The sequence below is a fragment of the Ferrimonas balearica DSM 9799 genome, assembly GCF_000148645.1.
GTDB lineage: Bacteria > Pseudomonadota > Gammaproteobacteria > Enterobacterales > Shewanellaceae > Ferrimonas > Ferrimonas balearica.
The window spans coordinates 4020321-4044527 of sequence record NC_014541.1; the positions used below are offsets into that span (position 1 = coordinate 4020321).

Genomic DNA, 24207 nt, shown 5'->3' on the forward strand with positions numbered 1-24207 from the left:
CCCTTAGTCAAACGGGGTTGAAAGCCAGGGGCGGTGTCCCCAGATAGGACCTCATGGGGCGTCCCAAGGACGCTAGCCGAACTAGAAACGGAGTTAACAATGAGCGACAAGATTGTGCAGCTGTCCGATGACAGCTTCGAGACCGATGTACTGAAAGCGGACAAGCCGGTCCTGGTGGACTTCTGGGCAGAGTGGTGTGGCCCCTGCAAGATGATCGCTCCGGTTCTGGATGAGCTGGCCGAAGAGTACGGCGACCAGCTGACCATCGGCAAACTGAACGTTGACCAGAACAGCGAAACCCCGCCGAAGTACGGCATCCGTGGTATCCCCACCCTGCTGCTGTTCAAAGACGGTCAACTGGCGGGCACCAAGGTTGGCGCCGCCTCCAAGACCCAGCTGAAAGAGTTTATCGACGCCCACCTGTAAGACAGGCTCTGCGACGAAAGGAATCGGGCAGTCGAGTTAGCACTGATTGCTTGGCAGGGCCGTCCTCTGGGCGGCCCTTTTTAACGTTCGAAACCCCGCCAAAACGCTGGACGCTCCCAGACATTGGTGCTAGCTTAATAGCCAGTACATTTCTCGCCCTAAACGGGCAAATCTCCATTATTCAATCACAGCAACAGTGACATAGCCGCGCTCTTTTCCTGAGTGCACAATCAAAAGACCCACCCATATGAACCTTACCGAACTGAAACAGAAACCGGTCTCCGAACTGGTTGCCCTGGCCGAGTCCATGGGCCTGGAGAACCTGGCTCGTGCACGGAAGCAAGACATTCTGTTCGCCATCCTGAAGGCGCACGCCAAAAGCGGTGAAGACATCTACGGCGACGGCGTCCTGGAGATCCTGCAAGACGGCTTTGGCTTCTTGCGTAGTGCGGACTCCTCCTACCTTGCCGGCCCGGATGACATCTACGTCAGCCCCAGCCAGATCCGCCGTTTCAACCTGCGAACCGGTGATTCCATCTCCGGTAAGATCCGGCCGCCGAAAGAGGGTGAACGCTACTTCGCCCTGCTGAAAGTCAGCGAAGTTAACTTCGACCGCCCCGAAAGCTCCCGCAGCAAAATCCTGTTTGAAAACCTCACCCCCCTGCACGCCAACGATCGTCTGCGCATGGAGCGGGGTAACGGTTCCACTGAGGACATCACTGCCCGCGTTCTGGATCTGGCCAGCCCCATCGGTAAAGGTCAGCGTGGCCTGATTGTGGCACCGCCGAAAGCCGGTAAAACCCTGTTGCTGCAGAACATCGCCCAGTCCATCGCCTACAACCACCCTGAGTGTGTGCTGATGGTGCTGCTGATCGACGAACGTCCGGAAGAGGTGACTGAGATGCAGCGCCTGGTGAAGGGCGAAGTGGTGGCCTCCACCTTCGACGAGCCGGCATCCCGTCACGTTCAGGTGGCTGAGATGGTGATCGAGAAGGCCAAGCGCCTGGTTGAGCACAAGAAAGACGTGGTCATTCTGCTCGACTCCATCACCCGTCTGGCCCGCGCCTACAACACCGTGGTACCGAGCTCCGGCAAGGTTCTGACCGGTGGTGTGGACGCCAACGCCCTGCATCGTCCGAAGCGTTTCTTCGGTGCGGCCCGTAATGTTGAGGAGGGCGGCAGCCTGACCATCATCGCCACCGCGCTGATCGACACCGGCTCCAAGATGGACGAAGTGATCTACGAAGAGTTCAAGGGCACCGGTAACATGGAACTGCACCTGTCTCGTAAGATCGCCGAGCGCCGCGTGTTCCCGGCCATCGACTTCAACCGCTCCGGCACCCGTCGTGAAGAACTGCTGGCGGGCAGCGAAGAGCTGCAGAAGATGTGGATCCTGCGTAAGATCCTCAACCCGATGCAGGAAGTCGAAGCAATGGAGTTCCTCATCGACAAGCTGGCCATGACCAAGACCAACGACGAGTTCTTTGACGCGATGAAACGCGCCAAGTCCTGATTTCAGTCCGGTCTGACAGCCAAAAAACACCGCCTGATGGCGGTGTTTTTTTATGCCGGTTTGATTCGGGCAACGGGCCAGTCTCTCTGGGGAGGTGCCACCGTACTGCCACCGTTGGCTGCACTGGACTATAACCAGTAATACCACTGTGACTGGGGGAACAGACCATGGCCGAAGCGACCCAACCCATTGAACGGCGCCAACAGCAGGAGCGCCGACAGCACCATGAACGCCGTCAGCAAACCCGCTTTGGTGATGAGCAGGGCGACCGCCGCATCAGCGACCGGCGCCACGAGGACCGTCATCCGCCGCGCTAGCCACTGAGCTCGTCAGCACCACCGCACCGGCGCCAGAAAACAGAACGCCCCGGTCTGGGCCGGGGCGTTGCTATCGGGCTTTCAGGCTCAGAACTTAAAGCCGAGCTGCGCCATGGCGCCACGCTCATCATCGCTGCCGAACTGGCCAGCCAGGTCGAGGGTGAACACGTCACCCGGGGAGATCCCCAGGCCCAGGCTCAGCACATCTTCGTAGTTGCCTTCCAGATCATGACGATAGCCTGCGCGCAGCTGGGCGTGGCCGGCAAAGTCATACTCCAGACCCAGGCGGGCCCACTGGCGCGGGTCGGTAAACAGCGCGAAGGACTCATCCTTAATCAGGTCCAGATCCAGGGCCGCGGTAAAGCCGCCCTGCTGGTACGCCACCGCACCGATCACTGTGGGCTTCAGTTCCACATCCTGGTTATTGGTGTTGCGCACCGACTGGCTGATCAGGTTGCGACCCACCAGGCCGTACTGCCACGGGCCGTAGCTGCCCTGAAAACCCACATCGAAGTTAAATTCAGTCTGGTCGTTCAGGTTGTCGTCGGAGGTGATGTCATCCTCGTCAAAGTTGCTGACGTTGGCGTTGTAGTAGTAGGTGTCAAAGCGCTGCACCTTGGGCGACACACCAACGGAGAACTGGCCCAGCCAGGGGCTCTGGAACTCACGGGCGAAGCTCAGGGCCACCTCAGTGATGCCCACCGCCTGCACATCGGCGTTGGACTGAATCGCGTCCTGATCGAACGGCGCGCCGGCCAGCGCATCGTCCAGCAGCTGCTCATCCTCTTCGATGTAGTTGATCAGGCCGTTACCCACCAGATAGCCATTGAGGGAGAGACCGAAGCCCAGGGTTTTGCTCGGCACAAAGAACCCCAGCAATACGCCCGCGTTGGCTTCCGGCTTGGCCTGGTTGAGATCTTCCAGCTGGCCGACGATGTCGTCTTTCAGCCGCTCAGCTTCCGGCAATCCATTGGGATCACCGCTGTTCACCAGGGCTTCAAACGCGTCGAGGTTGTCCTGCAGCGCATCGATGTCATCAATGGTGTCTTCATAATCCCGCGCCAGGACACCGGCACCGAGCTGGAAATAGAAATCTTCGCTGTCTTTAAAGCGGGTCAGCAGCGCCGGGTTCTGGCTGGCACGGGTGTAATCCCCCGAAGCGACACCGACCCCACCCATGCCACCGGCACGGGCATCAGCAAAGGGAACGGCATTGGCGGTAGTGCTGAGCAGGGGGAGCAGCGCCAAGCTTACGGCGCCCAAATAAAAGCGTTTCATCAATTACTTCCTTGTCCAAAAAAGCGGACGGATCATACCCCAATAGGGTGAGAGTACTGGGGGCTCGATCACGACCTCGGCACCTTGTGGTCACAGGATGACAGCGCGCACGCCCCCATCTTTTAACGACCAACCCGAGGTCAAACTTGAGTGAAATTACTGCTGGGGAGGACAGGGTTCGGCCTGATAGCGATCCACCAGGTAGTCGTAGCGGTAACACTGGCCCTGCCACTGATAGCGGGTGCCCTGCCCGGTTTGGATCAGGCGGGCATTGGCCGGAAGCGTGGCGCGACTGCCTCGCTCGGTCTGCTCCTGAGTGAGAGTCCGGGGCGGAGACTGCACCACCACTTTAGGCTGCGGCTTGGGTTTAGGCGTGCTGCGGTAGGGATAGCGGTAGGGGTAACGGTAGCGATCATCCCAGTAACGCCGCTCCCAGCGGGAGGGGTACCAGGGGTAGTGCCAGCGACCAGTGTAGTACGGGGCACCGTAGCGGTAGTGGCCATAGCTGACGTGGGGGGAGCCATAGTGCACTGACCAGCCCCACTGCCCTGCCCAGCTCCGGGCCGGCAGCATCAGGGCGGTCAGCAGGACCAGGGGCAGCAACGCCAGCGCCAGCTTAGGGACAGGGGATCGGCACATAATCGGTGGTCATCCAGTTTTTGCGGTAACACCCCACCTCGTTCTGCCAGTAGCGGCCCTGGGGCGAGGTGCGCTCCACCGCCCCGGCGGGCGGGTTGCCAAGGGTCGGGTTGGGGCTGGCCGGCGGCGTCACCAGGGTATCGAAGTCGGTGCGGGCCTGGCCATTGCCCTCCAGCCTCAGGGTTGGAGTGGAGGGTGCCAGTGGGTCATCCAGCCCCTGCCAACGAGCGGGGTCGTGGCGCTGCTGATATTGCTGTTGCCAGGTCTGCTGGTGCCAGCGCTGATTTTGCTGCCACGCCTTTTGCTGCTGCCAGCGTTGCTCCAGCGGTGGTGCCCCGATGGGCCGCTGGGACTTATACCCCGCGTTCCAGTTCGGTGGTTGGTTGGCCAGCAGCATCAGGGCCAAAATCGCCGTGCTGGTGATCCCCATAGGAGAGTCCCCCGTTTGCGCTCTGATGTCAGTTTAGGCCGCGCCAGTGGGCCAGGGTTCCGACCGCCCTGTCCCACCGTCGACGGCACCGCTATAATACCCCGGCACTTTGACGAAGGTCACACCAGGAAAGAGAATAAAATCTAATGAAGTTCAGTGACTTACGAGAGTTTATCCAGTTCCTTGAGAAGCAAGGCGAGCTTAAGCGGATCAGCGCCGAGGTGGACCCCCACCTGGAGATGACTGAGATCTGCGACCGGGTGCTGCGCGCCGGTGGCCCCGCTCTGCTGTTCGAGAACCCCAAGGGCAAATCGATGCCGGTACTGGCCAACCTGTTTGGCACACCGCGCCGGGTGGCCCTCGCCATGGGTCGCGAAGACACCTCTGCATTGAAAGAGGTGGGCGAGCTGCTGGCTTTCCTGAAGGAGCCTGAGCCGCCCTCCGGCTTTAAGGACGCCATCGCCAAAGTGCCGATGTTCAAGCAGGCGCTGAACCTGCCGCCCAAGCGGGTCAGCAAGGCGCCGTGCCAGGAGATCGTGATGGAGGGCGACGAGGTCGACCTGACCCAATTGCCGGTGCAGCACTGCTGGCCCGGCGACGTTGCTCCGCTGGTGACCTGGGGCCTGACCATCACCAAAGGCCCCAACCAGAAGCGTCAGAACCTGGGCATCTACCGCCAGCAGCTGCTGGGCAAAAACCAGCTGATCATGCGCTGGCTGGCCCACCGTGGTGGGGCGCTGGACTACCGGGATTTCCAGCAGAAGTTCCCGGGCGAGCGCTACCCGGTCGCCGTGGCTCTGGGTGCCGACCCGGTCACCATCCTGGGTGCCGTAACCCCGGTACCAGATGGCCTCAGCGAGTACGCCTTTGCCGGCCTGCTGCGGGGCGAACGCACTCAGGTGACCAAGGCCCTTTCCTGCGATCTGGAGGTGCCAGCCACCGCCGAGATCATCCTGGAAGGGTATCTTGAGCCGGGTCTGGAAGCGCCGGAAGGCCCCTATGGCGACCACACCGGTTACTACAACGAAGTGGAATCCTTCCCGGTCCTGACCGTCACCCACGTCACCATGCGCAAAGACGCCATCTACCACAGCACCTACACCGGCCGTCCGCCGGATGAACCGGCCATGCTGGGTGTGGCGCTGAACGAGGTGTTCGTACCGATCCTGCGTAAGCAGTTCCCGGAGATCCAGGACTTCTACCTGCCGCCGGAGGGATGCTCCTACCGGATGGCGGTGATCACCATCAAGAAGCAGTACCCCGGCCACGCCAAGCGGGTGATGATGGCGGCCTGGAGCTACCTGCGCCAGTTTATGTACACCAAGTTCATCGTGGTGTGCGACGACGACGTCAATGCCCGTAACTGGGAGGACGTGATCTGGGCCATCACCACCCGGATGGACCCGGCGCGGGACACCGTCATGATTGAAAACACCCCCATCGACTATCTGGACTTCGCCTCCCCGGTGGCAGGCCTGGGTTCCAAGATGGGCATGGACGCCACCAATAAGTGGCCCGGCGAAACCGATCGCGAATGGGGCGAACCCATCGTCATGGACGAGGCGATCAAATCCCGCGTGGACCAGCGCTGGGACGAGCTGGGTCTGGACCCGATAAAAGAATAACGAGAATCCCATGAGTCGAATCCGTTGCCAGATAGACCAACTGACCCCCCTGAGCGACACCGTATTCAAAGCGGTGCTGACCCCAGAGCAGGCGCTGGCGTTTAAACCCGGCCAGTACCTGACGGTGGTGATGGGCGAAGAGGACAAACGCCCCTTCTCCATCGCCTCCAGTCCGCTGGATGACCAGATTGAGCTGCACATCGGCGCTTCGGTGGCCGAGAGCTTTGCCATGCAGGTGGTGGACCGCCTGCGCAATGACAGCCACATCGAGATTGAAGCCCCCTTTGGCGAAGCCTACCTGCGCCACGACAGTGAGCGTCCGCGCATCCTGATCGCCGGCGGCACCGGTTTCTCCTACATCCACAGCCTGCTGGATACCCTGCTGCGCCAGGGCGATACCCGCACCACCTTCCTGTACTGGGGCGCCCGGGATCCGGACGCCATGTACCTCAAGGCAATCGCAGACCAGTGGGCAGAACGCTTCCCTCACCTGACCTTTGTGCCGGTGTTCGATGACGCCATCGCAGGCCACCGCCAGGGCACGGTGATCGATGCGGTGTGCGAGGACTTTGTCAGCCTGCACGACTACGACGTTTACATCGCGGGTCGCTTCGAGATGGCGGGTGCGGCGCGGGAACGTTTCCGTCAGCAGGGCGTGCTGGATGCCCACCTGTTTGGCGACGCTTACGCCTTTATGAAGTAAGCCCATCCCAGTGGGAAAAACGGCGCCTCAGGGCGCCGTTTTTTATGCCCATGGTTCAGGCGGCTTCCAGCCGCAACTCAGCGCGAAAAAATCGCTGAAAAATCGTGCTGATTTGGTTCGGGATCACGGAACACGATCCCCTATTTGAGGATAATTCCGCCGCCCAAAACCCAGCCAGAGACCACCATGCCACTCACCACCCTGCTCAACGGCCAAAGCCTGCCCCTGAAGGGCGAATTCCACGTGCGCCTGATGCACGAGGCCGACCTGACCGCCTGCTGCACCATGCTGAATGACCCGCAGGTTAACCGTCACCTGTTCTTCGCGCCCGCCAGCGACGAGGTCTACCACGGCCACCTTGGCCCGCTGCTGAGTCGCGATGCACAGCGCCACGCCCCGGTACTGGCCATTGTCGATGCCGAGCAGCGTTTTGTGGGTATGGCCGGCCTGACCAAGAGCGGTGATAAAGGGGTGTATGAGCTGGGTTACCAGTTGTCGGCTGCCGCCTGGGGCCACGGCCTGGCGACCGCGGCCAGCCGCCTGCTGCTGGCCATCGGCTTTGACGAGCTCGGTGCCACCGAGATCAAAGCCGACTGCTACGACAGCAACCAGGCCAGCAAGCGCGTGCTGGAGAAAACCGGCCTGGGCCGCACCATCAAGGAGTACGGCTACTTCGAGAACGGCACCATCGACCGCTGCTGGTTCGCCATCTCAGAGGCCCAATACCGCCGCTCCCAACAGGTGGCTGGCACCGTCACCGAAAAGCCGGCTGTGGCAGCCTGATCTCAATCCGCCGCCACCACAAAAAAACGCCCCCGATTGGGGGCGTTTTTGATCCTGCGGTTTAACCGATACGGGTCATCTCGTTGACGGTAAACTCCGCGACCGCGCCTTCGGTGGCCGCCAGGTAATCCTTCAGGTGCTGGTTGCCCATATGGTCCTGCCACAGCGCGCGGCTCTCCCAGTTTTCAAAAAACAGGAAGTGAGCCGGATTGTCGTTGTCCTGATGCAGGTCGTACTGGACACAGCCGGCTTCAGCACGGGTGGTGTCGATCAGTTTGAGCAGTTCGGTTTTTACCAGCTCAGCTTTGTCCGGAAAGGCAACGATATTGGCGACGATGGTCAGCATGGCACGGTCTCCTTAGGGGATTTGTCGGGCCGCAGCCCGCGACAACCGACCTCGCCCTGTGCGATGCCGTGGTGTCGATGCAGAACCATAGTAGACCCGCTGCCGGGGACGATAAAGCCGGGTTGGCCAGAGACATTTTCAAAGGGATTTTGATAATCCCCGCGCTTATTGGAACTGCACCTGCTGAAAATGGGGGTTGTCGACGGTGACGGTCAGGCTGACCAGATCCGCCAGCAATACCGTTTCGAGGCCCTGATCCGTGGTCAGGCTCAGCACCTCCTGACGCTGGGCATTCCAGGTGCTGTCACCGGCGATGCCTTCGACCACCCGACCGTCCCTCAGGGTCAGCCGCACCGGGTAGTGGTAGAGGCAGGCGATCTCGATGTAGTCGTAATCCTGGCAGCGCATGGCCACACTCCTAGGCAGACAAAAAAGGCAGCCTGTGGCTGCCTTTCGGTTTATCTCAGGGCGTACTCCCCCACCACCGACAGGAACAGCACCAGGCCGGCCCAGTTGTTGTTGAGGAAGGCTTTAAAGCAGGGGTCCCGCTCACGCTCACGGATCAGGTACTGCTGGTACACGAAGAAGCCGGCCATGGCCACCAGGCCGAAGGGATAGAGGGTGGTCAGGCCCAGGCGCAGGCCGATGCCCAACAGCAACACCAGCGTGGCCAGCTGGAACACCGCAATCCAGAACCGGTCCCAGCGGCCAAACCAGATGGCGCTGGAGCGGATGCCCACCTTGAGGTCATCCTCCCGGTCCACCATGCCGTACATGGTGTCGTAGGCGACGGTCCAGCACCAGTTGGCGGCAAACAGGTACCAGGCCAGGGTCGGCACGTCGCCGGTCTGGGCGGCAAACGCCATCGGGATGGACCAGCTCCAGACGATGCCGAGGAACATCTGCGGGGCGGGCAGGAATCGCTTGGTAAAGGGGTAGATGATGGTCAGCACGATGCCGACATAGGCCAACTGAACCGTCAGGGCATTGAGTTGCAACACCAGGGCATAGCAGACCAGTCCCAGCACCACGAACAGCGCCAGCGCCTCTTTGGCCTTAATCTCGCCACTGGCCAACGGGCGGGAGCGGGTGCGGGCAACGTGGCTGTCCAGCTTACGGTCGGCAAAGTCATTGATGATGCAGCCGTTGGCACGCATCAGCCAGACACCGACAAAGAACACCCCCAGCACGAAGGGGTCGGGCAGGCCATCCGCAGCCAGCCACAGCGCGGCCAGCGCGGGCCACATCAGGAGAAACGTACCGATGGGTCGATCGAGACGCGCGAGGCGCCAGTAAGCGTCAAAGCGGCCCTGCAAAACTGCCAGCATGGTCCCTGCCTATGGTGATCACAATTGGCCGCCATTATGCGGGATTGGCCTCACGCTGTCAGCCCACAAAGTGGCCGGGAGCGCGCGCTGTCGCGGCTCCCGGCTGGAGGGTCATGGTGTGAAGGGATAAGCCCTTTGGCTATTGCCAGTCCCAGGCGCGCCGGGTCTGGCCGTAGTCGATGCCACGCACCACGCTGAAGCGGCCATGCTCATGGTTGGCCATCAGCGCCATAAAGGCTTCGCGGTCGATGCGGATCAGGTTTTCGTGGTCACCGGCTTCGAGGTACACGTCGCCCTCTTCTCCCAGCTGATCATCGTAAACCGCCTGCACCTGATAGGGGTCACCCACGGCGGGCACGGCCCCCAGCTCGCAGTCGTCAAACGCGTTCTTCAGCCGGGATTCGGGGATCAGGTGAAGCTGGCGCCCCAACTGTTCCCCCAGTTTGTGCAGCAGCACCCGATTGGCGGCAGGAACCACCGCCAGAATGCGCCGCCCTTCATGGTCTTCCAGCACCACCGCCTTGGCGGTCTGCCGGGCCGGAACGCCTGCGCTGACCGCAGACTGCAACGCAGACTGACTGTGCGCATGGGGCACCAGATCGTATTGAACGCCCAGGGACTTCAGGTAATCACTGACTTTGATGGCTACGCCCATAAGGCACCTCCTGACAATGTCGGTTTCACCCTTAAGTTTAGGCCCTGGGAGCCCGATCAGAGGTGCTCACGGCCATGAGGTGCAAGAAAATCCTGCTCCGGTCCCCTGGGCACCACCCGGGTGGGGTTGATCATGTCGTGGCTGTAGTAATAGTGGCGTTTGATGTGGTCCATATTGACCGTGTTGGCAATGCCGGGCCACTGGTACAGCTCACGCACGTAGCCGGACAGGTTGGGGAAGCTGGCCAGCAACTGGCGGTTGCATTTGAAGTGGCCAAAATAGACCGCATCGAAGCGCACCAGGGTGGTAAACAGGCGCCAGTCTGCCTCGGTGATCCGGCTCCCCAGCAGGTAGCGCCGGGTGGCCAGCCGGGCCTCGAGCCGGTCCAGCGCGGCAAACAGTCGGTCATAGGCGGCTTCATAGGCGTCCTGAGTGGTGGCAAACCCTGCCCGGTACACACCGTTGTTGACGTTGTCGTAGACCTCCTGATTCACCGCCTCTATCTCGTCCCGCAGCGCTTCGGGCCAGTAGTCGTCGGTGTTGCCGGTAAGGTGGTCAAACGCGCTGTTGAGCATGCGGATAATCTCTGACGACTCGTTGTTGACGATGCGCCGGGTGTGGGTGTCCCACAGCACCGGTACCGTCACCCGGCCGCTGTAGTCCGGCTGATTGGCGGTGTAGATCTGGTAGTGGTAATCAAAGCCATGGAGCTTATCGCCACTGGAGCCACTGGCTTTATCAAAGGTCCAGCCCTTGTCCAGCATATCCGGGCTCACCACTGACACGTCGATGTAATCCTGCAGCCCTTTCAGGGCGAGGAAGATCAGGGTGCGGTGCGCCCAGGGACAGGCGTAGGAGACGTACAGGTGGTAACGCCCCTTTTCGGCTTTGAAGCCGCCTTCGCCGGTCGGGCCCGGACTGCCATCGGCGGTGATCCAGTGGCGCAGTTGTGCCTGTTCACGCACAAACTCGCCCTTGTTGCTCTTGGTGTCGTACCAGACGTCGTGCCAGACGCCATTAACCAGTTGTCCCATGATCAGCTCCTTAGCGGGTTCGCCATCGGGGGGAATCAGTTACCCGGATTCGGTGACAGGTTGGGCGTCGCCATTCGGCGCCCAGCGGGGGCTCACTTGGCCAGCTTGGCGTCCAGGCTGAGTTTGCCGGGACCGTGCAGGGTCAGCAGCAGGAAGCCGCCGGCCATCGCCAGGTTCTTGGCAAAGGCGTTGAAGTCGTTGGCCAGATCATTGTGGAAGATCAGCGCGGACAGCACGCAGAAGCCCGCCAGCAGGAACGCCACCAGTCGGGTTTTCAGGCCAATCAGCAGGGCGATGCCGCCAAACAGCTCCAACGCCACCACCGGGTAGAGCAGAATGCCCGGGACGCCCATCGATTCCATCCAGCCCTGGGTGCCGGCAAAACCGCCAATCTTGTTGTAGCCCGCCATGATAAAGATGAAGGCCATCAGCGCCCGGGCCAGCAGGTCGGTCGTGGCAGCGAGAGTGTGGTTGCGCAGGTCAGTCATGGTCGGTCCTTGAATTCGGTTGGTTAAGAAGACAAGACCCATATTAGTGCGATTGGGTGAGATAAAAATCGCAAAATACTGGCAACAACGTTCGATTAAATAGAATTGATACGACGGTCAGAACTCGCAATTCATCGGGTGGGTGCGGTCGCTGGTGCAGTGGCGCTCCGCCAGCTGGTAGCCAAGATAGCGCTCGCCCTGCCACTCAAAGGTCAGGTACTGGCGATAGAGCCGTGGGGAGGTCTCCAGCGAGTCGACATTGTCGTACTTCCGGTCAGCAAACAGCTGGTACAGCAGGATCAGGATGTTGGCGGTATCGACGATGTCATCGTCCCGCTTCAGCACATAACGTTGATCCAGATAGAGCTGGTAACGCACCCGGTCGCTCTGGTTGGGCAAACGGTGGTGGCCGGGGAACTGGCGGCTGAAGTTGGTGCGTGAGGGATCCGACTCAAACCGGCTGAGGGGAACGGCATAGCGTTCGGTGATCCGATCCAGCTCGGACAGGCTGTCAATCACCTGGGGCTCATAGCCCGGCAACTGGCTGCGGTTGGAGCTGCAGGCGCCCAGCAGCAGCGCGCCCAGCACAATAAACAGTGTGGCTCTCATGGCATTCCTTGCCCCGTGTCAGCAACGCCATCCCGGCGCCAGACTCCACCATAGCAAAGCCTTCCGAGCACAAAAAAGCCCCTTGCGGGGCTTTTGCTTTGGCGGGGTGAATCGCAGTGTTAATCCCGATACTTCAGGCTGCCATCCGCCTTGATTTCGTCATACCAGACGTTGTGGTGCTGCTTGGCCCAGTTCTCATCACAGTAACCGGACACCATGCACTCCATACCGCCCTCGGACATGACGGTCGCCATAAAGATATGGACGATGGAGAACGCGGTCACAATGATGGCTGAGCTGGCGTGCAGGATCAGCGCCAGCAGGCTCAGGTTACGGGACGGCTCAACGTATTCCGGGAACAGCAGAATCACACCGGTCACCGCAATCACTGCGCCAAACAGGGCAAAGGTCCAGAACCAGACTTTTTCACCGGCATTGGCAAAGCCCGCATCCGGGTGCTTGCCTTTGAACGGGCCGAAGTTGATGTAACCGCCCACCACCAGGAACCAGTCCAGGTCGTACTTGGCGGGAAGCTGGTTTTTCGCCCACTTCACGGTCATCAGCAGCCAGCCCAGCATGAACGGAATCGCCATGTAGTCGTGTACCGGCTTCGCGATGGCGGCCATGGTGGCGAACGCCTGCTGACCCAGGTACGGCTCGATGATCAGGCGCCCGGCCAACAGCGTCAGGCCGGTCAGGATCAGCAACAGACACGGGATCGCACCCAGCCAGTGGATCGCCACATCCGCCTTGGACCAGCGATACACCATCTTGCCGGAGAAGCCGTGGTGCAGCTTGGAGATGCCGTTTACCGCGATAAAGGCGGCAAATACGGCGATCATGCCAAACAGGGCCAGGGCCATGCCCGGAGCCAGGATGTCGCTGCGAAACGGCAGCAAACGCTCATCCTGCGGGTTGATCAGCTGGGCGTGGAACTCCGACTCCGACACGGTGCGGCCTTCGGCCCCCTGTTGGATCGCCTGCCACACCACTTCCGCTTCGTTACCGGACTGCGCCGCAACGGTGCCCGGATCGGACGCCAGGGCGAGGCCCGGAACCAGCACCAGCAGCATCAGCAACGGCTTGAGCAGGGTTTTGAACATAGTCGCTCCTATTGAAGACAACAGCGGGGACGGCCCGAAAGCCGCCCCCGTGGAACCGGGAATTAACCCCAGGCTCCGTCTTTGTGACCACGGTTGACCACACGCTCGCGGTAGATGTCGGACACCATGCCCGCATCACCGGCCAGCAGGGCCTTGGTGGAACACAACTCAGCACACATCGGCAGCTTGCCTTCGGCGATGCGGTTGGCACCGTACAGCGCTTTCTCCTTGGCGGAGCCCGGCTCTACCGCAGGGCCACCGGCACAGAAGGTGCACTTGTCCATCTTGCCCTTGGAACCGAACGCAGACTGTTTCGGGAACTGCGGGGCGCCAAACGGGCAGGCGTACAGGCAGTAACCGCAACCGATGCAACGCTCTTTGTCGTGCAGCACGATGCCGTCTTCGGTCTTGCTGAACACGTTCACCGGGCACACCTTCATGCAGGGGGCGTCGGAACAGTGCATGCAAGCCACGGAGATGGAGGTCTCACCGGGTTTGCCGTCGTTGATGGTGACCACGCGGCGGCGCTGAATGCCCCATTCCAGTGCGGAGTCGTTTTCGTTCTTACAAGCGGTGACGCAGCCGTTGCACTCGATGCAGCGTTTGGTGTCACACATGAATTTCATAGTCGCCATATGGGCTTATCTCCTTAGGCCGACGTTAAGCTTTAACGATTTCGCACAGGGAGACCTTGGTCTCCTGCATCTGGGTCACCGGGTCGTAACCGTAGGTCAGCGCGGTGTTGGCGGATTCACCCACCACGTAGGGCTTGGTGCTGATACCACCGGACTCGGGGTACTGCAGCTCTTCACCTTCAAACACACCAGCGAAGTGGTACGGCATAAAGGTTTCGCCTACGGATACACGCTCGGTCACCATGGCTTTCATGCCAATGACCGCACCTTCGGGCGACTTCAGCTTGACGTCATCGCCATCGCGGATGCCACGGTCGGCAGCGTCCACCGGGTTGATCTCAACGAACATCTCCTGCTGGAGCTCGGCCAACCAGGGGTTGGAACGGGTCTCTTCACCGCCCCCTTCGTACTCAACCAGACGGCCGGAAGTGACCACCAGCGGGAACTTCTTGTCGAGGTTTTCGCTGATAACCCGGTCCTGGATGGACTTGAACAGGGTCGGCAGACGGTGAACCTGCATATCCTCGTGGGTCGGGTACTTGGCGATCAGGTCGCGACGCGGGGTGTACAGCGGCTCACGGTGAACCGGGATCTCATCCGGGAAGGTCCACACTTTCACACGGGCCTTGGCGTTACCGAACGGGATACAGCCGTGCTTCATGGCCACACGCTGGATGCCACCGGAGATGTCGGTCTTCCAGTTCTTGCCTTCGGCGTGCTGCTTCTCTTCCGCAGTCAACTCGTCCCACCAGCCCAGCTGCTTCAGCATGTCGGCGGTGAACTCGGGGAAGCCGTCCTGGAAGTAGTTGCCCTTGGAACCGGCATCTTCAGCCAGGATGCTGACGCCATCGTGCTCCACACCGAAACGGGCGCGGAAGTTACCGCCGCCTTCCATCACGTGCTTGGAGGTGTCGTACAGGATGTGGGTACCGGGGTGCTTCAGCTCCGGGGTGCCCCAGCACGGCCACGGCAGACCGTAGGTTTCGCCCTTCACGGCACCGCCCGGCGCTTTCAGGTCTTCCCAGCTGAACAGGTGCCAGTTTTCCTGGTGCTGCTTCAGACGCTCCGGAGACTGACCGGTGTAACCGATGGTCCACATGCCCTTGTTGAATTCACGGGTGATGTCTTCAACCAGCGGCTCGTCGTTGTTGACCTGGATGTGTTTGAACATCTGGTCAGCCATGCCCACTTTCTTGGCGATCTTGTACATGATCACGTGGTCCGGCAGGGACTCGAACATCGGCTCGATGACCTTGGAGCGCCACTGCAGAGAGCGGTTGGAGGCAGAGATGGAGCCGTAGGTTTCAAACTGGGTGGCTGCGGGCAGCAGGTAAACGCCATCTTTGCGCTGGTGCATCACACCGGCCATGGTCGGATACGGGTCAACCACCACCACGGTGTCCATCTTGTTCAGTGCTTCACGCACCTCACGGCCACGGGTTTCGGTGTTAACGGACTGACCCCAGAAGAACGCCAGACGGATGTTGTCTTTCTGGCCAATCTTGGCCTTGTCTTCCAGTACACCGTCGTGCCAGCGGGAGCACGGGATGCCGGGGGTGTTCATCGGCACTTTGCCCAGATGAGAGCCCTGGTCGAAGCGGCCTTTCACCCAATCGAAGTCCAGGTTCCAAACGTTGGACCAGTGCTTCCAGGCGCCTTCGGACAGACCGTAGTAACCCGGCAGGTTGTCGAACAGCAGGCCGAAGTCGGTGGCGCCCTGTACGTTATCGTGGCCACGGAAGATGTTGGCACCGCCGCCGGATACGCCCATGTTGCCCAGGGCCAGCTGCAGGATGCAGTAAGCACGGGTGTTGGCGTTACCCACGGTGTGCTGGGTACCACCCATACACCATACGATGGTGCCCGGACGGTGCTCGGCCAGCATCTTGGCGACGCGGTACATCTGCTCACCGGAAACGGAGGTCAGGTCTTCCACCTCTTCCGGGGTGTACTTCTTCACCTCTTCACGGATCGCTTCCATGCCGTAAACACGGCGACGGATGAAGTCGTTGTCTTCCCAGCCATTTTCAAAGATGTGCCAGAGCAGACCGTAGATGAACGGGATGTCGGTACCGGGTCGGATGTGCACGTACTCGTCGGCGTGCGCCGCAGTACGGGTGAAGCGGGGATCGACCACGATCATCTTGGCGCCGCGCTCTTTACCGGTGAGCACGTGGGACATGGCAACCGGGTGCGCTTCAGCGGCGTTGGAGCCGATAAAGAGCATCGCTTTACAGTTGTGCATGTCGTTGTAGGAGTTGGTCTGGGCGCCGTAACCCCAGGTATTGGCCACACCAGCTACGGTGGTGGAGTGACAGATACGGGCAGAGTGGTCAACGTTGTTGGTGCCCCACATCGCCGCAAACTTACGGTACAGGTAGGCCTGTTCGTTGGAGAACTTGGCGGAACCCATAAAGTAGATGGAATCCGGGCCGGACTCTTCGCGGATCTTCAGCATCTGGTCGCCGATCTCGTTGATCGCCTGGTCCCAGGACAGCTTCTTCCACTTACCGCCTTCCAGCTTCATCGGGTATTTCACCCGCTTTTCACTGTGGCCGTGGTGACGGATGGAGGCACCCTTGGCGCAGTGACCGCCACGGTTGATCGGGTGGTCGAAGGCCGGCTCCTGGCCAGTCCACACGCCGTTCTGTACTTCGGCGTAGATGCCGCAGCCAACAGAACAGTGGGAGCAGATGGTTTTCACCTGCTCAATCGGGCCTTCAGCGGATACCGCTTTGGCTTCGGCTTTGCGCACCATACCGGCACCCAGCATGGAGGCCGCGGCAATACCACCGGTGGTGATACCGGCGTTTTTCAGAAATTGGCGACGGTTCAGGCCCAGCGCGTTACCGCTCTGTACTGAAGTGCCTTTACGGGTCAGTTTCATGGTTGTCTCCTCATTACTGGCCGCGGGCAGCGGCGTAGTAGCGACGCACGTGCTCGGACTCGCGATAACCGGTGGTCTTGCTGTCGCCGGTGGTGGAGGCATCAGCAGCCATTACCGCCGGGGCGGCTGCCATGGCAGCACCCGCTGCCGCGGTACCGGTGGCCAGGGTTTTGAGGAATTGGCGTCGGGCCAATGGTTTTTCGGTTTTCATAGGCTTCCTTAGGTCTTCAGATCGAATCGTCTCGGCGCCTTAGGACGAACAATGAGACACAGATCATCAGAGCGGTGGTGGTCATGTGACGAAGGCATCATGACGTGGCGGGAAGGAAGATATCTTGATCTGGCTCAAGCGGGAATTTTCAGGAATTTGTGCGCACCCTCGAATTTTCAGCGGTTTTTGTTAAAACCTCTTCGACGGTGAGTCATTGTGTCCAAGTGACCCACTTGGCAGCTTTGGTGGGAGTTGCAGGAAAGGATTTTCGGTTTCTTACCATCCGTGCGCGAATCCGGACAATTTGTGCTGTCTTTTCGCACTTTTGTGATCCAGATCACCTGACAGCAATTCAAAAAAAAGCCCCGCATCGCGGGGCTTTAGGTGTAATAAGAGGCATTCTTATCTGCGTCAGTGACTGACGCTGGAACACCCTTACTCTTTGTACTTCAGAGTACCGTCGGCTTTGATCTCGTCAAACCACACGTTGTGGTGCTGGATCGCCCAGTTCTCATCACAGTAACCGGACACCATGCACTCCATGCCACCTTCGGACATGACGGTCGCCATGAAGATGTGAACGATGGAGAACGCACAGATGATGATCGCGGCAGCGCCGTGGATGATCAGGGACAGCAGGCTCAGGTTGCGGGACGGCTCAACGTATTCCGGGAACAGCAGGATCACGCCAGTGGCGGAGATCAGGGCACCGAAAGCGGCGAAGGTCCAGAACCACAGCTTCTCACCGGCGTTGGCAAAGCCAGCGTCCGGGTGCTTGCCTTTGAACGGGCCGAAGTTGATGTAGCCACCAACCACCATGAACCAGGCGATGTCGTACTTCGCCGGGATCTGGTTCTTCGCCCATTTCACGGTCATCAGCAGCCAGCCCAGCATGAACGGAATCGCCATGTAGTCGTGCACCGGCTTAGCAAACGCCGCCATGGAGGCGAAGGTTTGCTGACCCAGGTAAGGCTCGATGATCAGGCGACCTGCCAGCAGAGTCAGGCCGGTCAGGATCAGCAGCAGACACGGGATCGCACCCAGCCAGTGGATGGCCACGTCGGCTTTGGACCAACGGTAAACCATCTTGCCGGAGAAGCCGTGGTGCAGCTTGGAGATGCCGTTCACTGCGATAAACGCAGCGAATACGGCGATCATGCCAAACAGCGCCAGAGCCAGGCCCGGGGCCAGGATGTTGCTGCGCAGCGGCAGCAGACGCTCGTCCTGCGGGTTGATCAGCTGAGCGTGGAACTCGGAATCAGAAACGGTGCGGCCTTCAGCGCCCTGTTGGATCGCTTGCCACACAACTTCTGCTTCGTTGCCCGCCTGAGCCGCTACCATACCGGCATCGCTGGCCAGGGCCAGGCCCGGCAGCAGCGCGACCATCAGCAGCAGAGGTTTCAGCATCTTGTAGAACATGATTGCTCCTAGTGGATGGGCCGGGGCAGCACGCCGCCCCGGCTCGTCACGCCTTAGCTCCAGGCGCCGTCTTTGTGGCCACGGTTAACCACACGCTCGCGGTAGATGTCGGACACCATGCCCGCATCACCGGCCAGCAGGGCCTTGGTGGAACACAGCTCGGCACACATCGGCAGCTTGCCTTCGGCGATACGGTTGGCACCGTACAGCTCCTGCTCCTTGATGGAGCCCGGCTCGGTGTTCGGGCCACCGGCACAGAAGGTGCACTTGTCCATTTTGCCCTTGGAGCCAAATACGGCTTTTTTCGGGAACTGGGGGGCGCCGAACGGGCAAGCGTACAGGCAGTAACCACAACCGATGCAACGCTCTTTGTCGTGCAGCACGATGCCGTCTTCAGTCTTGCTGAATACGTTCACCGGACACACTTTCATACAAGGCGCATCAGCACAGTGCATACAAGCTACAGAGATGGAGGCTTCACCCGGCTTACCGTCGTTGATGGTTACCACGCGGCGACGCTGGATGCCCCACTCCAGAGCGGAGTTGTTTTCGTTCTTACAAGCGGTGACACAGCCGTTACATTCGATGCAGCGTTTGGTGTCACACATGAATTTCATAGTGGCCATTTTGGCTTATCTCCTCGTGAACCTTACGCTTTCTCGATCTGACACAGGGAAGACTTAGTCTCCTGCATCTGAGTGATCGGGTCGTAGCCATAGGTCATCGCGGTGTTACAGGATTCGCCGACAACGAAAGGCTTGGTGCTGATGTCGCCAGACTCCGGGTACTCCAGGTCAACGCCATGCATCACACCAGCGAAGTGGTACGGCATCCAGGTCACGCCCGGCTTAACGCGCTCGGTTACCATGGCCTGTACCTTGATACGGCCACCCTCAGCGCCTTCCACCCATACGGTGTCGCCGTCACGCAGACCGCGGTCAGCAGCATCCACCGGGTTGATCTCGATGAACATCTCCTGCTGCAGCTCAGCCAGCCACGGGTTGGAACGGGATTCCTCACCGCCACCTTCGTACTCAACCAGACGGCCAGAGGTCATCACCAGCGGGTACTTCTTGTCGAGGTTCTCGCTGATGACCTTGTCCTGGATGGTCTTGTACAGGGTCGGCAGACGGTGTACCTGCATATCGTCGTAGGTCGGGTACTTGGCGATCAGGTCACGACGCGGGGTGTACAGCGGCTCGCGGTGTACCGGCATCGGATCCGGGAAGGTCCAAACCTTACAACGGGCTTTGGCGTTACCGAACGGGATACAACCGTGCTTCATGGCAACGCGTACGATGCCGCCAGACAGGTCGGTCTTCCAGTTCTTGCCTTCCGCTTCCGCTTTCTCTTCGGCGGTCAGGTCGTCCCACCAGCCCAGCTGCTTCAGCATGTCGGCGGTGAATTCCGGGTAACCGTCTTCGATCTCAGCGCCCAGGGAGAAGGAGCCATCGGCCAGGATGTTTTCACCCTGGTATTCCACGCCGTAACGGGCACGGAAGTTACCACCACCCTGCAGCACGTGCTTGGAGGTGTCGTACAGGATGTGGGTACCCGGGTGTTTCTGCTCAGCAGTACCCCAGCACGGCCACGGCAGACCGTAGGTCTCGCCCTTGAACTCGCCACCTTTGGCCTGCAGGTCTTCAACGTTGAAGGAACCCCAGTTCATGGTGTGAGCTTTGATACGCTCCGGAGATTGGCCGGACATACCGATGGTCCACATACCGCGGTTGATTTCGCGGGTGATGTCTTCCACTACCGGTGCGTTGCCTTTCACCTGAATGCGCTTGGTGTACTGCTCAGCGAAGCCAACTTTCTTGGCCAGCAGGTACATGATCTCGATGTCGTTCTTGGAGTCGAACAGCGGCTCAACCACTTGCTCACGCCACTGAACGGAACGGCCAGAGTTGGACAGAGAACCGGTGGACTCGAACTGAGTACAGGCCGGCAGCAGGTATACGCCGTCCTTACGACGGTGCATTACGCCCGCCATGGTCGGGTACGGGTCAACCACAACCACGGTGTCCATCTTGTCCAGAGCGTCACGCACGTCGCGCTGACGGGTCTCGGTGTTCACGGACTGACCCCAGAAGAAGGCCATGCGGATGTTGTCGCGCTGAGCCAGTTTCTGCTTGTCTTCCAGAACGCCGTCGTGCCAACGGGAGCACGGCATGCCCGGGGTGTTCTGCGGCTTCTTGCCCAGGTACTCGCCCTGGTCAAAGCGGCCGTTCACCCAGCTCTCTTCCAGATCCCAAACGTGGGTCCAGTGTTTCCAGGCAGCGCTGGTCAGACCGTAGTAGCCCGGCAGAGTGTCGAACAGCAGACCCAGGTCGGTCGCGCCCTGTACGTTGTCGTGGCCACGGAAAATGTTGGTACCACCACCGGATTTGCCCATGTTGCCCAGAGCCAGCTGGAGCAGACAGTAAGCACGGGTGTTGGCGTTACCTACGGTGTGCTGGGTACCACCCATACACCATACAACGGAACCCGGACGGTTCTCGGCCATCATCTTGGCCGCGTTGTAGATGGCTTGCTCTTCTACGCCACACACTTCGGCAGCTTCAGCCAGCGGGAACTTGGCCGCTTCCTGACGGATCTCGTCCATCGCCCATACACGCTGGTCGATGAAGGTCTGGTCGTGCCAGCCGTTTTCGAAGATCACGTTCAGCATGCCGTAGATGAACGGGATGTCGGTACCGGGGCGGATGCCAACGTGCAGGTCGGAGTGCGCAGCGGTACGGGAGAAACGCGGATCGATCACGATGATCTTCGCGCCACGCTCTTTTGCAGTCAGGATGTGCTGCATGGAGACCGGGTGCGCTTCAGCCGGGTTAGAACCGATGAAGAAGATCGCTTTGGCGTGACGGATGTCGTTGAAGGAGTTGGTCATCGCGCCGTAACCCCAGGTATTTGCCACACCAGCTACGGTGGTGGAGTGACAGATACGGGCGGAGTGGTCGACGTTGTTGGTACCCCACATGGCCGCAAACTTACGGTACATGTAGCAACCTTCGTTGGAGAACTTGGCAGAACCCATGAAGTACACGGAATCCGGGCCGGACTCTTCGCGGATCTTCAGCATCTGGTTGCCAACTTCCTCGATGGCTTGTTCCCAAGACAGCTTCTTCCACTTGCCGCCTTCAAGCTTCATCGGGTACTTAACGCGTTTGATGGAGTGGCCATGCTCACGCAGTGCAGCACCTTTAGCACAGTGCCCACCACGGTTGAAGGGATGGTCGAAGGCCGGCTCCTGCCCAGTCCAGACACCATTCTGAACTTCGGCGTAAACACCACAACCTACTGCACAAGCGGAACATACGGTGCGCTTGATTTCGGTCGGAGCGTTCGGATCTACGTGGGAAGCGGCTTCTACGCGCTTCACCATGCCTGCACCCAGCATGGATGCGGCAGCAATACCACCGGTGGTGATACCGGCGTTTTTCAGAAACTGGCGACGGTTCAGGCCCAGCGGGGCATCGGTCTTGGTCGCAACAGCTTGCTGGTTAGGAGTCAGTTTCATTGGTTCTCCTTACAGACCGCGAGCAGCGGCGTAGTAGTTGCGAACGTGTTCGGACTCTTGATAGCCCTTTTTCTTCGCCTCGGCAGCAGGCTTGGCCTGTGCCAGAGCAGCCGGTGCGGCCATCACAGCGGCACCAGCCGCGGTGCCGGTGGCAACCTGCTTCAGGAACTGGCGACGAGCCAGAGAGGGTTGGTGTTTCATAATCATCCTTAGTCGTTCATGAAGTGGAGAGCGCCGATATGGCGGCCCACCCATAAGCGGGGCTAAGGATGGCTTACCGGGCACTTGAGAAAATTGATCCCGGTCACGAAGAAATTTGCGATGAATTGGCCAAAACTGCCTGTTAAAGCCCAGTTCTGTTAGGGTTTTGTAAATGATGGGCCGTTTTGTCCCACCAAACTTTCTGGCGGCAACGGGCCCCTCTGCCCGGGTCATTTTGGGTTATTTTGACCCGTTGGTGACAATGCCTCGAGATAACCCACAAAATGTCAGATTTGCGGACCAGATCACGCGTCGCCGGGCATAAAAAACCCCGCCAGCGCGGGGTTTTCGGGTGGTTTACGAGCGGCGATAAGAACGCCTCTCAATTCGCCGACAGTCAGCCCTGTTTGTACTGGATGCTGCCGTCTGCCTTGATCTCGTCATACCACACATTGTGGTGCTGCTTGGCCCAGTTCTCATCCACGTAGCCACTGGTCATGGCCGGGAAGCCACCCTCCGACAACACCGTCGCCATAAAGATGTGCACCACGGTAAAACCGGTCAGCACGATGGCGGAGATGCCATGGATAAAGATGGCGGTGAGACTGGCGGTACGGCTGGGATCGACCTGCCCCGGGAAGAGCATGACGATGCCGGAGCCGATGATGGCCAGGCCAAAGATGGTGAAGCTCCAGAACCACAACTTCTCGCCGGCATTGGAGAACCCGGAGTCCGGGTGCTTGCCTTTGAACGGCCCAAAGTTGAGGTAACCGCCGACCACCATAAACCACTTCAGGTCATAGGCGGCGGGGATGTTGTGCTTCATCCAGCGCAGCATGGCAATCACCGCAAAGATGGAAAACGGGATCGCCATATAGTCGTGGATCGGCTTGGCGATGGCCGCCAGCGCCCCCACCCCCTCCTGACCGAGGAAGGACCCGAACACAAAGCGTCCCGCCATCAACGACAAGCCTGTCAGAATCAACAGGATGCAGGGGATGGCCATCAGCCAGTGCACCAGGATATCCACCTTGGGCCAGCGCAACACCTCGACACCGGAGTAACCCTTCTCCAGTCGGGCCGCACCGTTGACCAACACGAACAGCGCGAAGATCACGATCATCCCAAACAGGGCCAGGGCCAGCACCTGAGACAGCCAACCGGCGCGAGCCTGGATCAGCATGGGGTCATAGGTGTTGATCAGGTTGTTGTGGAAACGACTGGTGGAGTTGGTGGTGCCCACCTCGCCATCCTTCACTGCGCTCCACATGGGATCGAGTTCAGGCTTGCCAGGACTGGTACCCTCCACCTCTGCCGCCTGGGCCGCCATCACAGACTGGACCAGGGCAGCATCCGCTTCCGCTTTGGCGTCGTTGGCCTGGGCTGGCACGATCATCATCATGCCAAGCGCCAGAGCCGCCAACGTGCGCCGCAGCGTCACTAAGCGTTTCATACTCCGTCCTCCCTGTTCAGTTGCTGGCCCAGCCAGCTTCCTCAGCACCCCGAACCGCGACACGCTGACGGAAGATCTGGGACACCACTTCGGCGTCACCGGCCAGCAGCGACTTGGTGGAGCACACCTCGGCGCAGAACGGCAGCTTGCCTTCGGCGATGCGGTTGGCCCCGTACAGACGCGCTTCCTTCTCGGACCCCGGTTCGGCATCCGGACCACCGGCACAGAAGGTGCACTTGTCCATCTTGCCACGGGCGCCAAAGGCGGTCTGTTTCGGGAATTGCGGAGCGCCAAACGGGCAGGCGTACAGGCAGTAACCGCACCCGATGCACTTGTCCTTGCTGTGGCGAATGATGCCATCGGCAGTCTGCTCAAAGCAGTCCGCCGGGCACACCGCCATGCAGGGTGCGTCGGAGCAGTGCATGCAGGCCACCGAGATGGAGACCTCCTTGCCCTCAACCCCGTCGTTCATGGTCACCACGCGTCGCCGCGCGATGCCCCACTCCAGGGCACTGTTGTTGGCGTTCTTACAGGCGACGGTACAACCGTTGCATTCAATGCAGCGCTTGGTGTCGCACAGAAATTTCATCGTAGCCATAGTGAC

At 60.1% G+C, this 24207-nt stretch carries 26 protein-coding genes; 6 read left to right on the top strand and 20 right to left on the bottom strand.

What is annotated here, in order from left to right:
* Nucleotides 1-99: 99 nt before the first annotated feature.
* From trxA to FBAL_RS20500, 3 genes are all read left to right on the top strand, one after another.
* Nucleotides 100-426 carry a thioredoxin TrxA gene (gene trxA / locus FBAL_RS18205; protein ID WP_013347066.1) on the top strand — a complete coding sequence of 109 codons (327 nt, stop codon included), beginning with the start codon at nt 100-102 and terminating at the stop codon, nt 424-426.
* A 247-nt stretch (nt 427-673) separates the two neighbouring features.
* Nucleotides 674-1939, top strand: a complete 1266-nt coding sequence (rho, locus tag FBAL_RS18210; RefSeq protein ID WP_013347067.1) for a transcription termination factor Rho — start codon at nt 674-676, stop codon at nt 1937-1939.
* A 167-nt stretch (nt 1940-2106) separates the two neighbouring features.
* On the top strand, nt 2107-2256 hold the full coding sequence (locus FBAL_RS20500; protein ID WP_013347068.1) for a hypothetical protein: 150 nt from the start codon (nt 2107-2109) through the stop codon (nt 2254-2256).
* Between the two features lie 87 nt (nt 2257-2343).
* Here the strand turns inward: FBAL_RS20500 and FBAL_RS18215 are convergent, their stop codons facing one another.
* From FBAL_RS18215 to FBAL_RS18225, 3 genes are all read right to left on the bottom strand, one after another.
* Complete coding sequence (locus FBAL_RS18215) at nt 2344-3534, bottom strand: conjugal transfer protein TraF (protein ID WP_013347069.1); 1191 nt, start codon at nt 3532-3534, stop codon at nt 2344-2346.
* 156 nt (nt 3535-3690) lie between these two features.
* A complete protein-coding gene (locus FBAL_RS18220; protein ID WP_013347070.1) occupies nt 3691-4173 on the bottom strand; it encodes a hypothetical protein in 483 nt (160 codons plus the stop codon).
* Complete coding sequence (locus tag FBAL_RS18225; RefSeq protein ID WP_013347071.1) at nt 4151-4603, bottom strand: hypothetical protein; 453 nt, start codon at nt 4601-4603, stop codon at nt 4151-4153. The genes FBAL_RS18220 and FBAL_RS18225 overlap by 23 nt, the downstream gene beginning before the upstream one ends.
* A 146-nt stretch (nt 4604-4749) precedes the next feature.
* Here FBAL_RS18225 and ubiD point away from each other — a divergent pair, with 146 nt between their 5' ends.
* The 3 genes from ubiD to FBAL_RS18240 all read left to right on the top strand — a co-directional run bounded on the left by ubiD (nt 4750) and on the right by FBAL_RS18240 (nt 7714).
* Nucleotides 4750-6228, top strand: coding sequence for a 4-hydroxy-3-polyprenylbenzoate decarboxylase (gene ubiD, locus FBAL_RS18230; RefSeq protein ID WP_013347072.1), 1479 nt, complete (start codon nt 4750-4752; stop codon nt 6226-6228).
* A gap of 10 nt (nt 6229-6238) precedes the next feature.
* A complete protein-coding gene (fre, locus tag FBAL_RS18235; protein ID WP_013347073.1) occupies nt 6239-6931 on the top strand; it encodes an NAD(P)H-flavin reductase in 693 nt (230 codons plus the stop codon).
* Nucleotides 6932-7117: 186 nt separating this feature from the next.
* Complete coding sequence (locus tag FBAL_RS18240; RefSeq protein WP_013347074.1) at nt 7118-7714, top strand: GNAT family N-acetyltransferase; 597 nt, start codon at nt 7118-7120, stop codon at nt 7712-7714.
* A 61-nt stretch (nt 7715-7775) separates the two neighbouring features.
* Here the strand turns inward: FBAL_RS18240 and FBAL_RS18245 are convergent, their stop codons facing one another.
* The 17 genes from FBAL_RS18245 to fdh3B (FBAL_RS18325) form a co-directional block, all read right to left on the bottom strand.
* On the bottom strand, nt 7776-8060 hold the full coding sequence (locus tag FBAL_RS18245; protein WP_013347075.1) for a putative quinol monooxygenase: 285 nt from the start codon (nt 8058-8060) through the stop codon (nt 7776-7778).
* A gap of 165 nt (nt 8061-8225) precedes the next feature.
* Complete coding sequence (locus tag FBAL_RS18250) at nt 8226-8468, bottom strand: Rho-binding antiterminator (protein WP_013347076.1); 243 nt, start codon at nt 8466-8468, stop codon at nt 8226-8228.
* A gap of 50 nt (nt 8469-8518) precedes the next feature.
* Entirely contained in the window at nt 8519-9388 is an 870-nt protein-coding gene (gene ubiA, locus FBAL_RS18255; RefSeq protein ID WP_013347077.1) for a 4-hydroxybenzoate octaprenyltransferase, read from the bottom strand.
* A gap of 139 nt (nt 9389-9527) precedes the next feature.
* Nucleotides 9528-10043, bottom strand: coding sequence for an aminoacyl-tRNA deacylase (locus FBAL_RS18260; protein ID WP_013347078.1), 516 nt, complete (start codon nt 10041-10043; stop codon nt 9528-9530).
* Between the two features lie 56 nt (nt 10044-10099).
* The gene (locus FBAL_RS18265; RefSeq protein ID WP_013347079.1) at nt 10100-11077 is read right to left on the bottom strand and encodes a glutathione S-transferase family protein; all 978 of its coding nucleotides are present in this window, start codon (nt 11075-11077) and stop codon (nt 10100-10102) included.
* Between the two features lie 92 nt (nt 11078-11169).
* Nucleotides 11170-11565, bottom strand: a complete 396-nt coding sequence (locus tag FBAL_RS18270) for a DoxX family protein (RefSeq protein ID WP_013347080.1) — start codon at nt 11563-11565, stop codon at nt 11170-11172.
* A gap of 117 nt (nt 11566-11682) precedes the next feature.
* Entirely contained in the window at nt 11683-12174 is a 492-nt protein-coding gene (locus FBAL_RS18275; protein WP_013347081.1) for a hypothetical protein, read from the bottom strand.
* A 119-nt stretch (nt 12175-12293) separates the two neighbouring features.
* A complete protein-coding gene (locus FBAL_RS18280; protein WP_013347082.1) occupies nt 12294-13277 on the bottom strand; it encodes a formate dehydrogenase subunit gamma in 984 nt (327 codons plus the stop codon).
* A 62-nt stretch (nt 13278-13339) separates the two neighbouring features.
* Nucleotides 13340-13912: a formate dehydrogenase FDH3 subunit beta gene (gene fdh3B / locus FBAL_RS18285; RefSeq protein WP_013347083.1), complete on the bottom strand. Its 573-nt coding sequence runs from the start codon at nt 13910-13912 to the stop codon at nt 13340-13342.
* Nucleotides 13913-13937: 25 nt separating this feature from the next.
* Nucleotides 13938-16799: a formate dehydrogenase subunit alpha gene (locus FBAL_RS18290; protein WP_013347084.1), complete on the bottom strand. Its 2862-nt coding sequence runs from the start codon at nt 16797-16799 to the stop codon at nt 13938-13940.
* A 13-nt stretch (nt 16800-16812) separates the two neighbouring features.
* Nucleotides 16813-17010, bottom strand: coding sequence for a formate dehydrogenase (locus FBAL_RS18295; protein ID WP_013347085.1), 198 nt, complete (start codon nt 17008-17010; stop codon nt 16813-16815).
* Between the two features lie 435 nt (nt 17011-17445).
* Nucleotides 17446-18429 carry a formate dehydrogenase subunit gamma gene (locus FBAL_RS18300; RefSeq protein WP_013347086.1) on the bottom strand — a complete coding sequence of 328 codons (984 nt, stop codon included), beginning with the start codon at nt 18427-18429 and terminating at the stop codon, nt 17446-17448.
* Between the two features lie 53 nt (nt 18430-18482).
* Entirely contained in the window at nt 18483-19055 is a 573-nt protein-coding gene (gene fdh3B / locus FBAL_RS18305) for a formate dehydrogenase FDH3 subunit beta (protein ID WP_013347087.1), read from the bottom strand.
* A 23-nt stretch (nt 19056-19078) separates the two neighbouring features.
* Nucleotides 19079-21949, bottom strand: a complete 2871-nt coding sequence (locus FBAL_RS18310) for a formate dehydrogenase subunit alpha (protein WP_013347088.1) — start codon at nt 21947-21949, stop codon at nt 19079-19081.
* A gap of 9 nt (nt 21950-21958) precedes the next feature.
* On the bottom strand, nt 21959-22150 hold the full coding sequence (locus FBAL_RS18315; RefSeq protein WP_013347089.1) for a twin-arginine translocation signal domain-containing protein: 192 nt from the start codon (nt 22148-22150) through the stop codon (nt 21959-21961).
* A 397-nt stretch (nt 22151-22547) separates the two neighbouring features.
* The gene (locus tag FBAL_RS18320; RefSeq protein WP_013347090.1) at nt 22548-23603 is read right to left on the bottom strand and encodes a formate dehydrogenase subunit gamma; all 1056 of its coding nucleotides are present in this window, start codon (nt 23601-23603) and stop codon (nt 22548-22550) included.
* A 16-nt stretch (nt 23604-23619) separates the two neighbouring features.
* On the bottom strand, nt 23620-24201 hold the full coding sequence (fdh3B, locus tag FBAL_RS18325; RefSeq protein WP_013347091.1) for a formate dehydrogenase FDH3 subunit beta: 582 nt from the start codon (nt 24199-24201) through the stop codon (nt 23620-23622).
* Nucleotides 24202-24207: the final 6 nt, after the last annotated feature.

Bases quoted from the DNA above. Each gene is read 5' to 3' on its own strand.
- trxA (WP_013347066.1), top strand. From the start codon at position 100: ATGAGCGACAAGATTGTGCAGCTGTCCGATGACAGCTTCGAGACCGAT.
- rho (WP_013347067.1), top strand. From the start codon at position 674: ATGAACCTTACCGAACTGAAACAGAAACCGGTCTCCGAACTGGTTGCC.
- FBAL_RS20500 (WP_013347068.1), top strand. From the start codon at position 2,107: ATGGCCGAAGCGACCCAACCCATTGAACGGCGCCAACAGCAGGAGCGC.
- FBAL_RS18215 (WP_013347069.1), bottom strand. From the start codon at position 3,534: ATGAAACGCTTTTATTTGGGCGCCGTAAGCTTGGCGCTGCTCCCCCTG.
- FBAL_RS18220 (WP_013347070.1), bottom strand. From the start codon at position 4,173: ATGTGCCGATCCCCTGTCCCTAAGCTGGCGCTGGCGTTGCTGCCCCTG.
- FBAL_RS18225 (WP_013347071.1), bottom strand. From the start codon at position 4,603: ATGGGGATCACCAGCACGGCGATTTTGGCCCTGATGCTGCTGGCCAAC.
- ubiD (WP_013347072.1), top strand. From the start codon at position 4,750: ATGAAGTTCAGTGACTTACGAGAGTTTATCCAGTTCCTTGAGAAGCAA.
- fre (WP_013347073.1), top strand. From the start codon at position 6,239: ATGAGTCGAATCCGTTGCCAGATAGACCAACTGACCCCCCTGAGCGAC.
- FBAL_RS18240 (WP_013347074.1), top strand. From the start codon at position 7,118: ATGCCACTCACCACCCTGCTCAACGGCCAAAGCCTGCCCCTGAAGGGC.
- FBAL_RS18245 (WP_013347075.1), bottom strand. From the start codon at position 8,060: ATGCTGACCATCGTCGCCAATATCGTTGCCTTTCCGGACAAAGCTGAG.
- FBAL_RS18250 (WP_013347076.1), bottom strand. From the start codon at position 8,468: ATGCGCTGCCAGGATTACGACTACATCGAGATCGCCTGCCTCTACCAC.
- ubiA (WP_013347077.1), bottom strand. From the start codon at position 9,388: ATGCTGGCAGTTTTGCAGGGCCGCTTTGACGCTTACTGGCGCCTCGCG.
- FBAL_RS18260 (WP_013347078.1), bottom strand. From the start codon at position 10,043: ATGGGCGTAGCCATCAAAGTCAGTGATTACCTGAAGTCCCTGGGCGTT.
- FBAL_RS18265 (WP_013347079.1), bottom strand. From the start codon at position 11,077: ATGGGACAACTGGTTAATGGCGTCTGGCACGACGTCTGGTACGACACC.
- FBAL_RS18270 (WP_013347080.1), bottom strand. From the start codon at position 11,565: ATGACTGACCTGCGCAACCACACTCTCGCTGCCACGACCGACCTGCTG.
- FBAL_RS18275 (WP_013347081.1), bottom strand. From the start codon at position 12,174: ATGAGAGCCACACTGTTTATTGTGCTGGGCGCGCTGCTGCTGGGCGCC.
- FBAL_RS18280 (WP_013347082.1), bottom strand. From the start codon at position 13,277: ATGTTCAAAACCCTGCTCAAGCCGTTGCTGATGCTGCTGGTGCTGGTT.
- fdh3B (WP_013347083.1), bottom strand. From the start codon at position 13,912: ATGGCGACTATGAAATTCATGTGTGACACCAAACGCTGCATCGAGTGC.
- FBAL_RS18290 (WP_013347084.1), bottom strand. From the start codon at position 16,799: ATGAAACTGACCCGTAAAGGCACTTCAGTACAGAGCGGTAACGCGCTG.
- FBAL_RS18295 (WP_013347085.1), bottom strand. From the start codon at position 17,010: ATGAAAACCGAAAAACCATTGGCCCGACGCCAATTCCTCAAAACCCTG.
- FBAL_RS18300 (WP_013347086.1), bottom strand. From the start codon at position 18,429: ATGTTCTACAAGATGCTGAAACCTCTGCTGCTGATGGTCGCGCTGCTG.
- fdh3B (WP_013347087.1), bottom strand. From the start codon at position 19,055: ATGGCCACTATGAAATTCATGTGTGACACCAAACGCTGCATCGAATGT.
- FBAL_RS18310 (WP_013347088.1), bottom strand. From the start codon at position 21,949: ATGAAACTGACTCCTAACCAGCAAGCTGTTGCGACCAAGACCGATGCC.
- FBAL_RS18315 (WP_013347089.1), bottom strand. From the start codon at position 22,150: ATGAAACACCAACCCTCTCTGGCTCGTCGCCAGTTCCTGAAGCAGGTT.
- FBAL_RS18320 (WP_013347090.1), bottom strand. From the start codon at position 23,603: ATGAAACGCTTAGTGACGCTGCGGCGCACGTTGGCGGCTCTGGCGCTT.
- fdh3B (WP_013347091.1), bottom strand. From the start codon at position 24,201: ATGGCTACGATGAAATTTCTGTGCGACACCAAGCGCTGCATTGAATGC.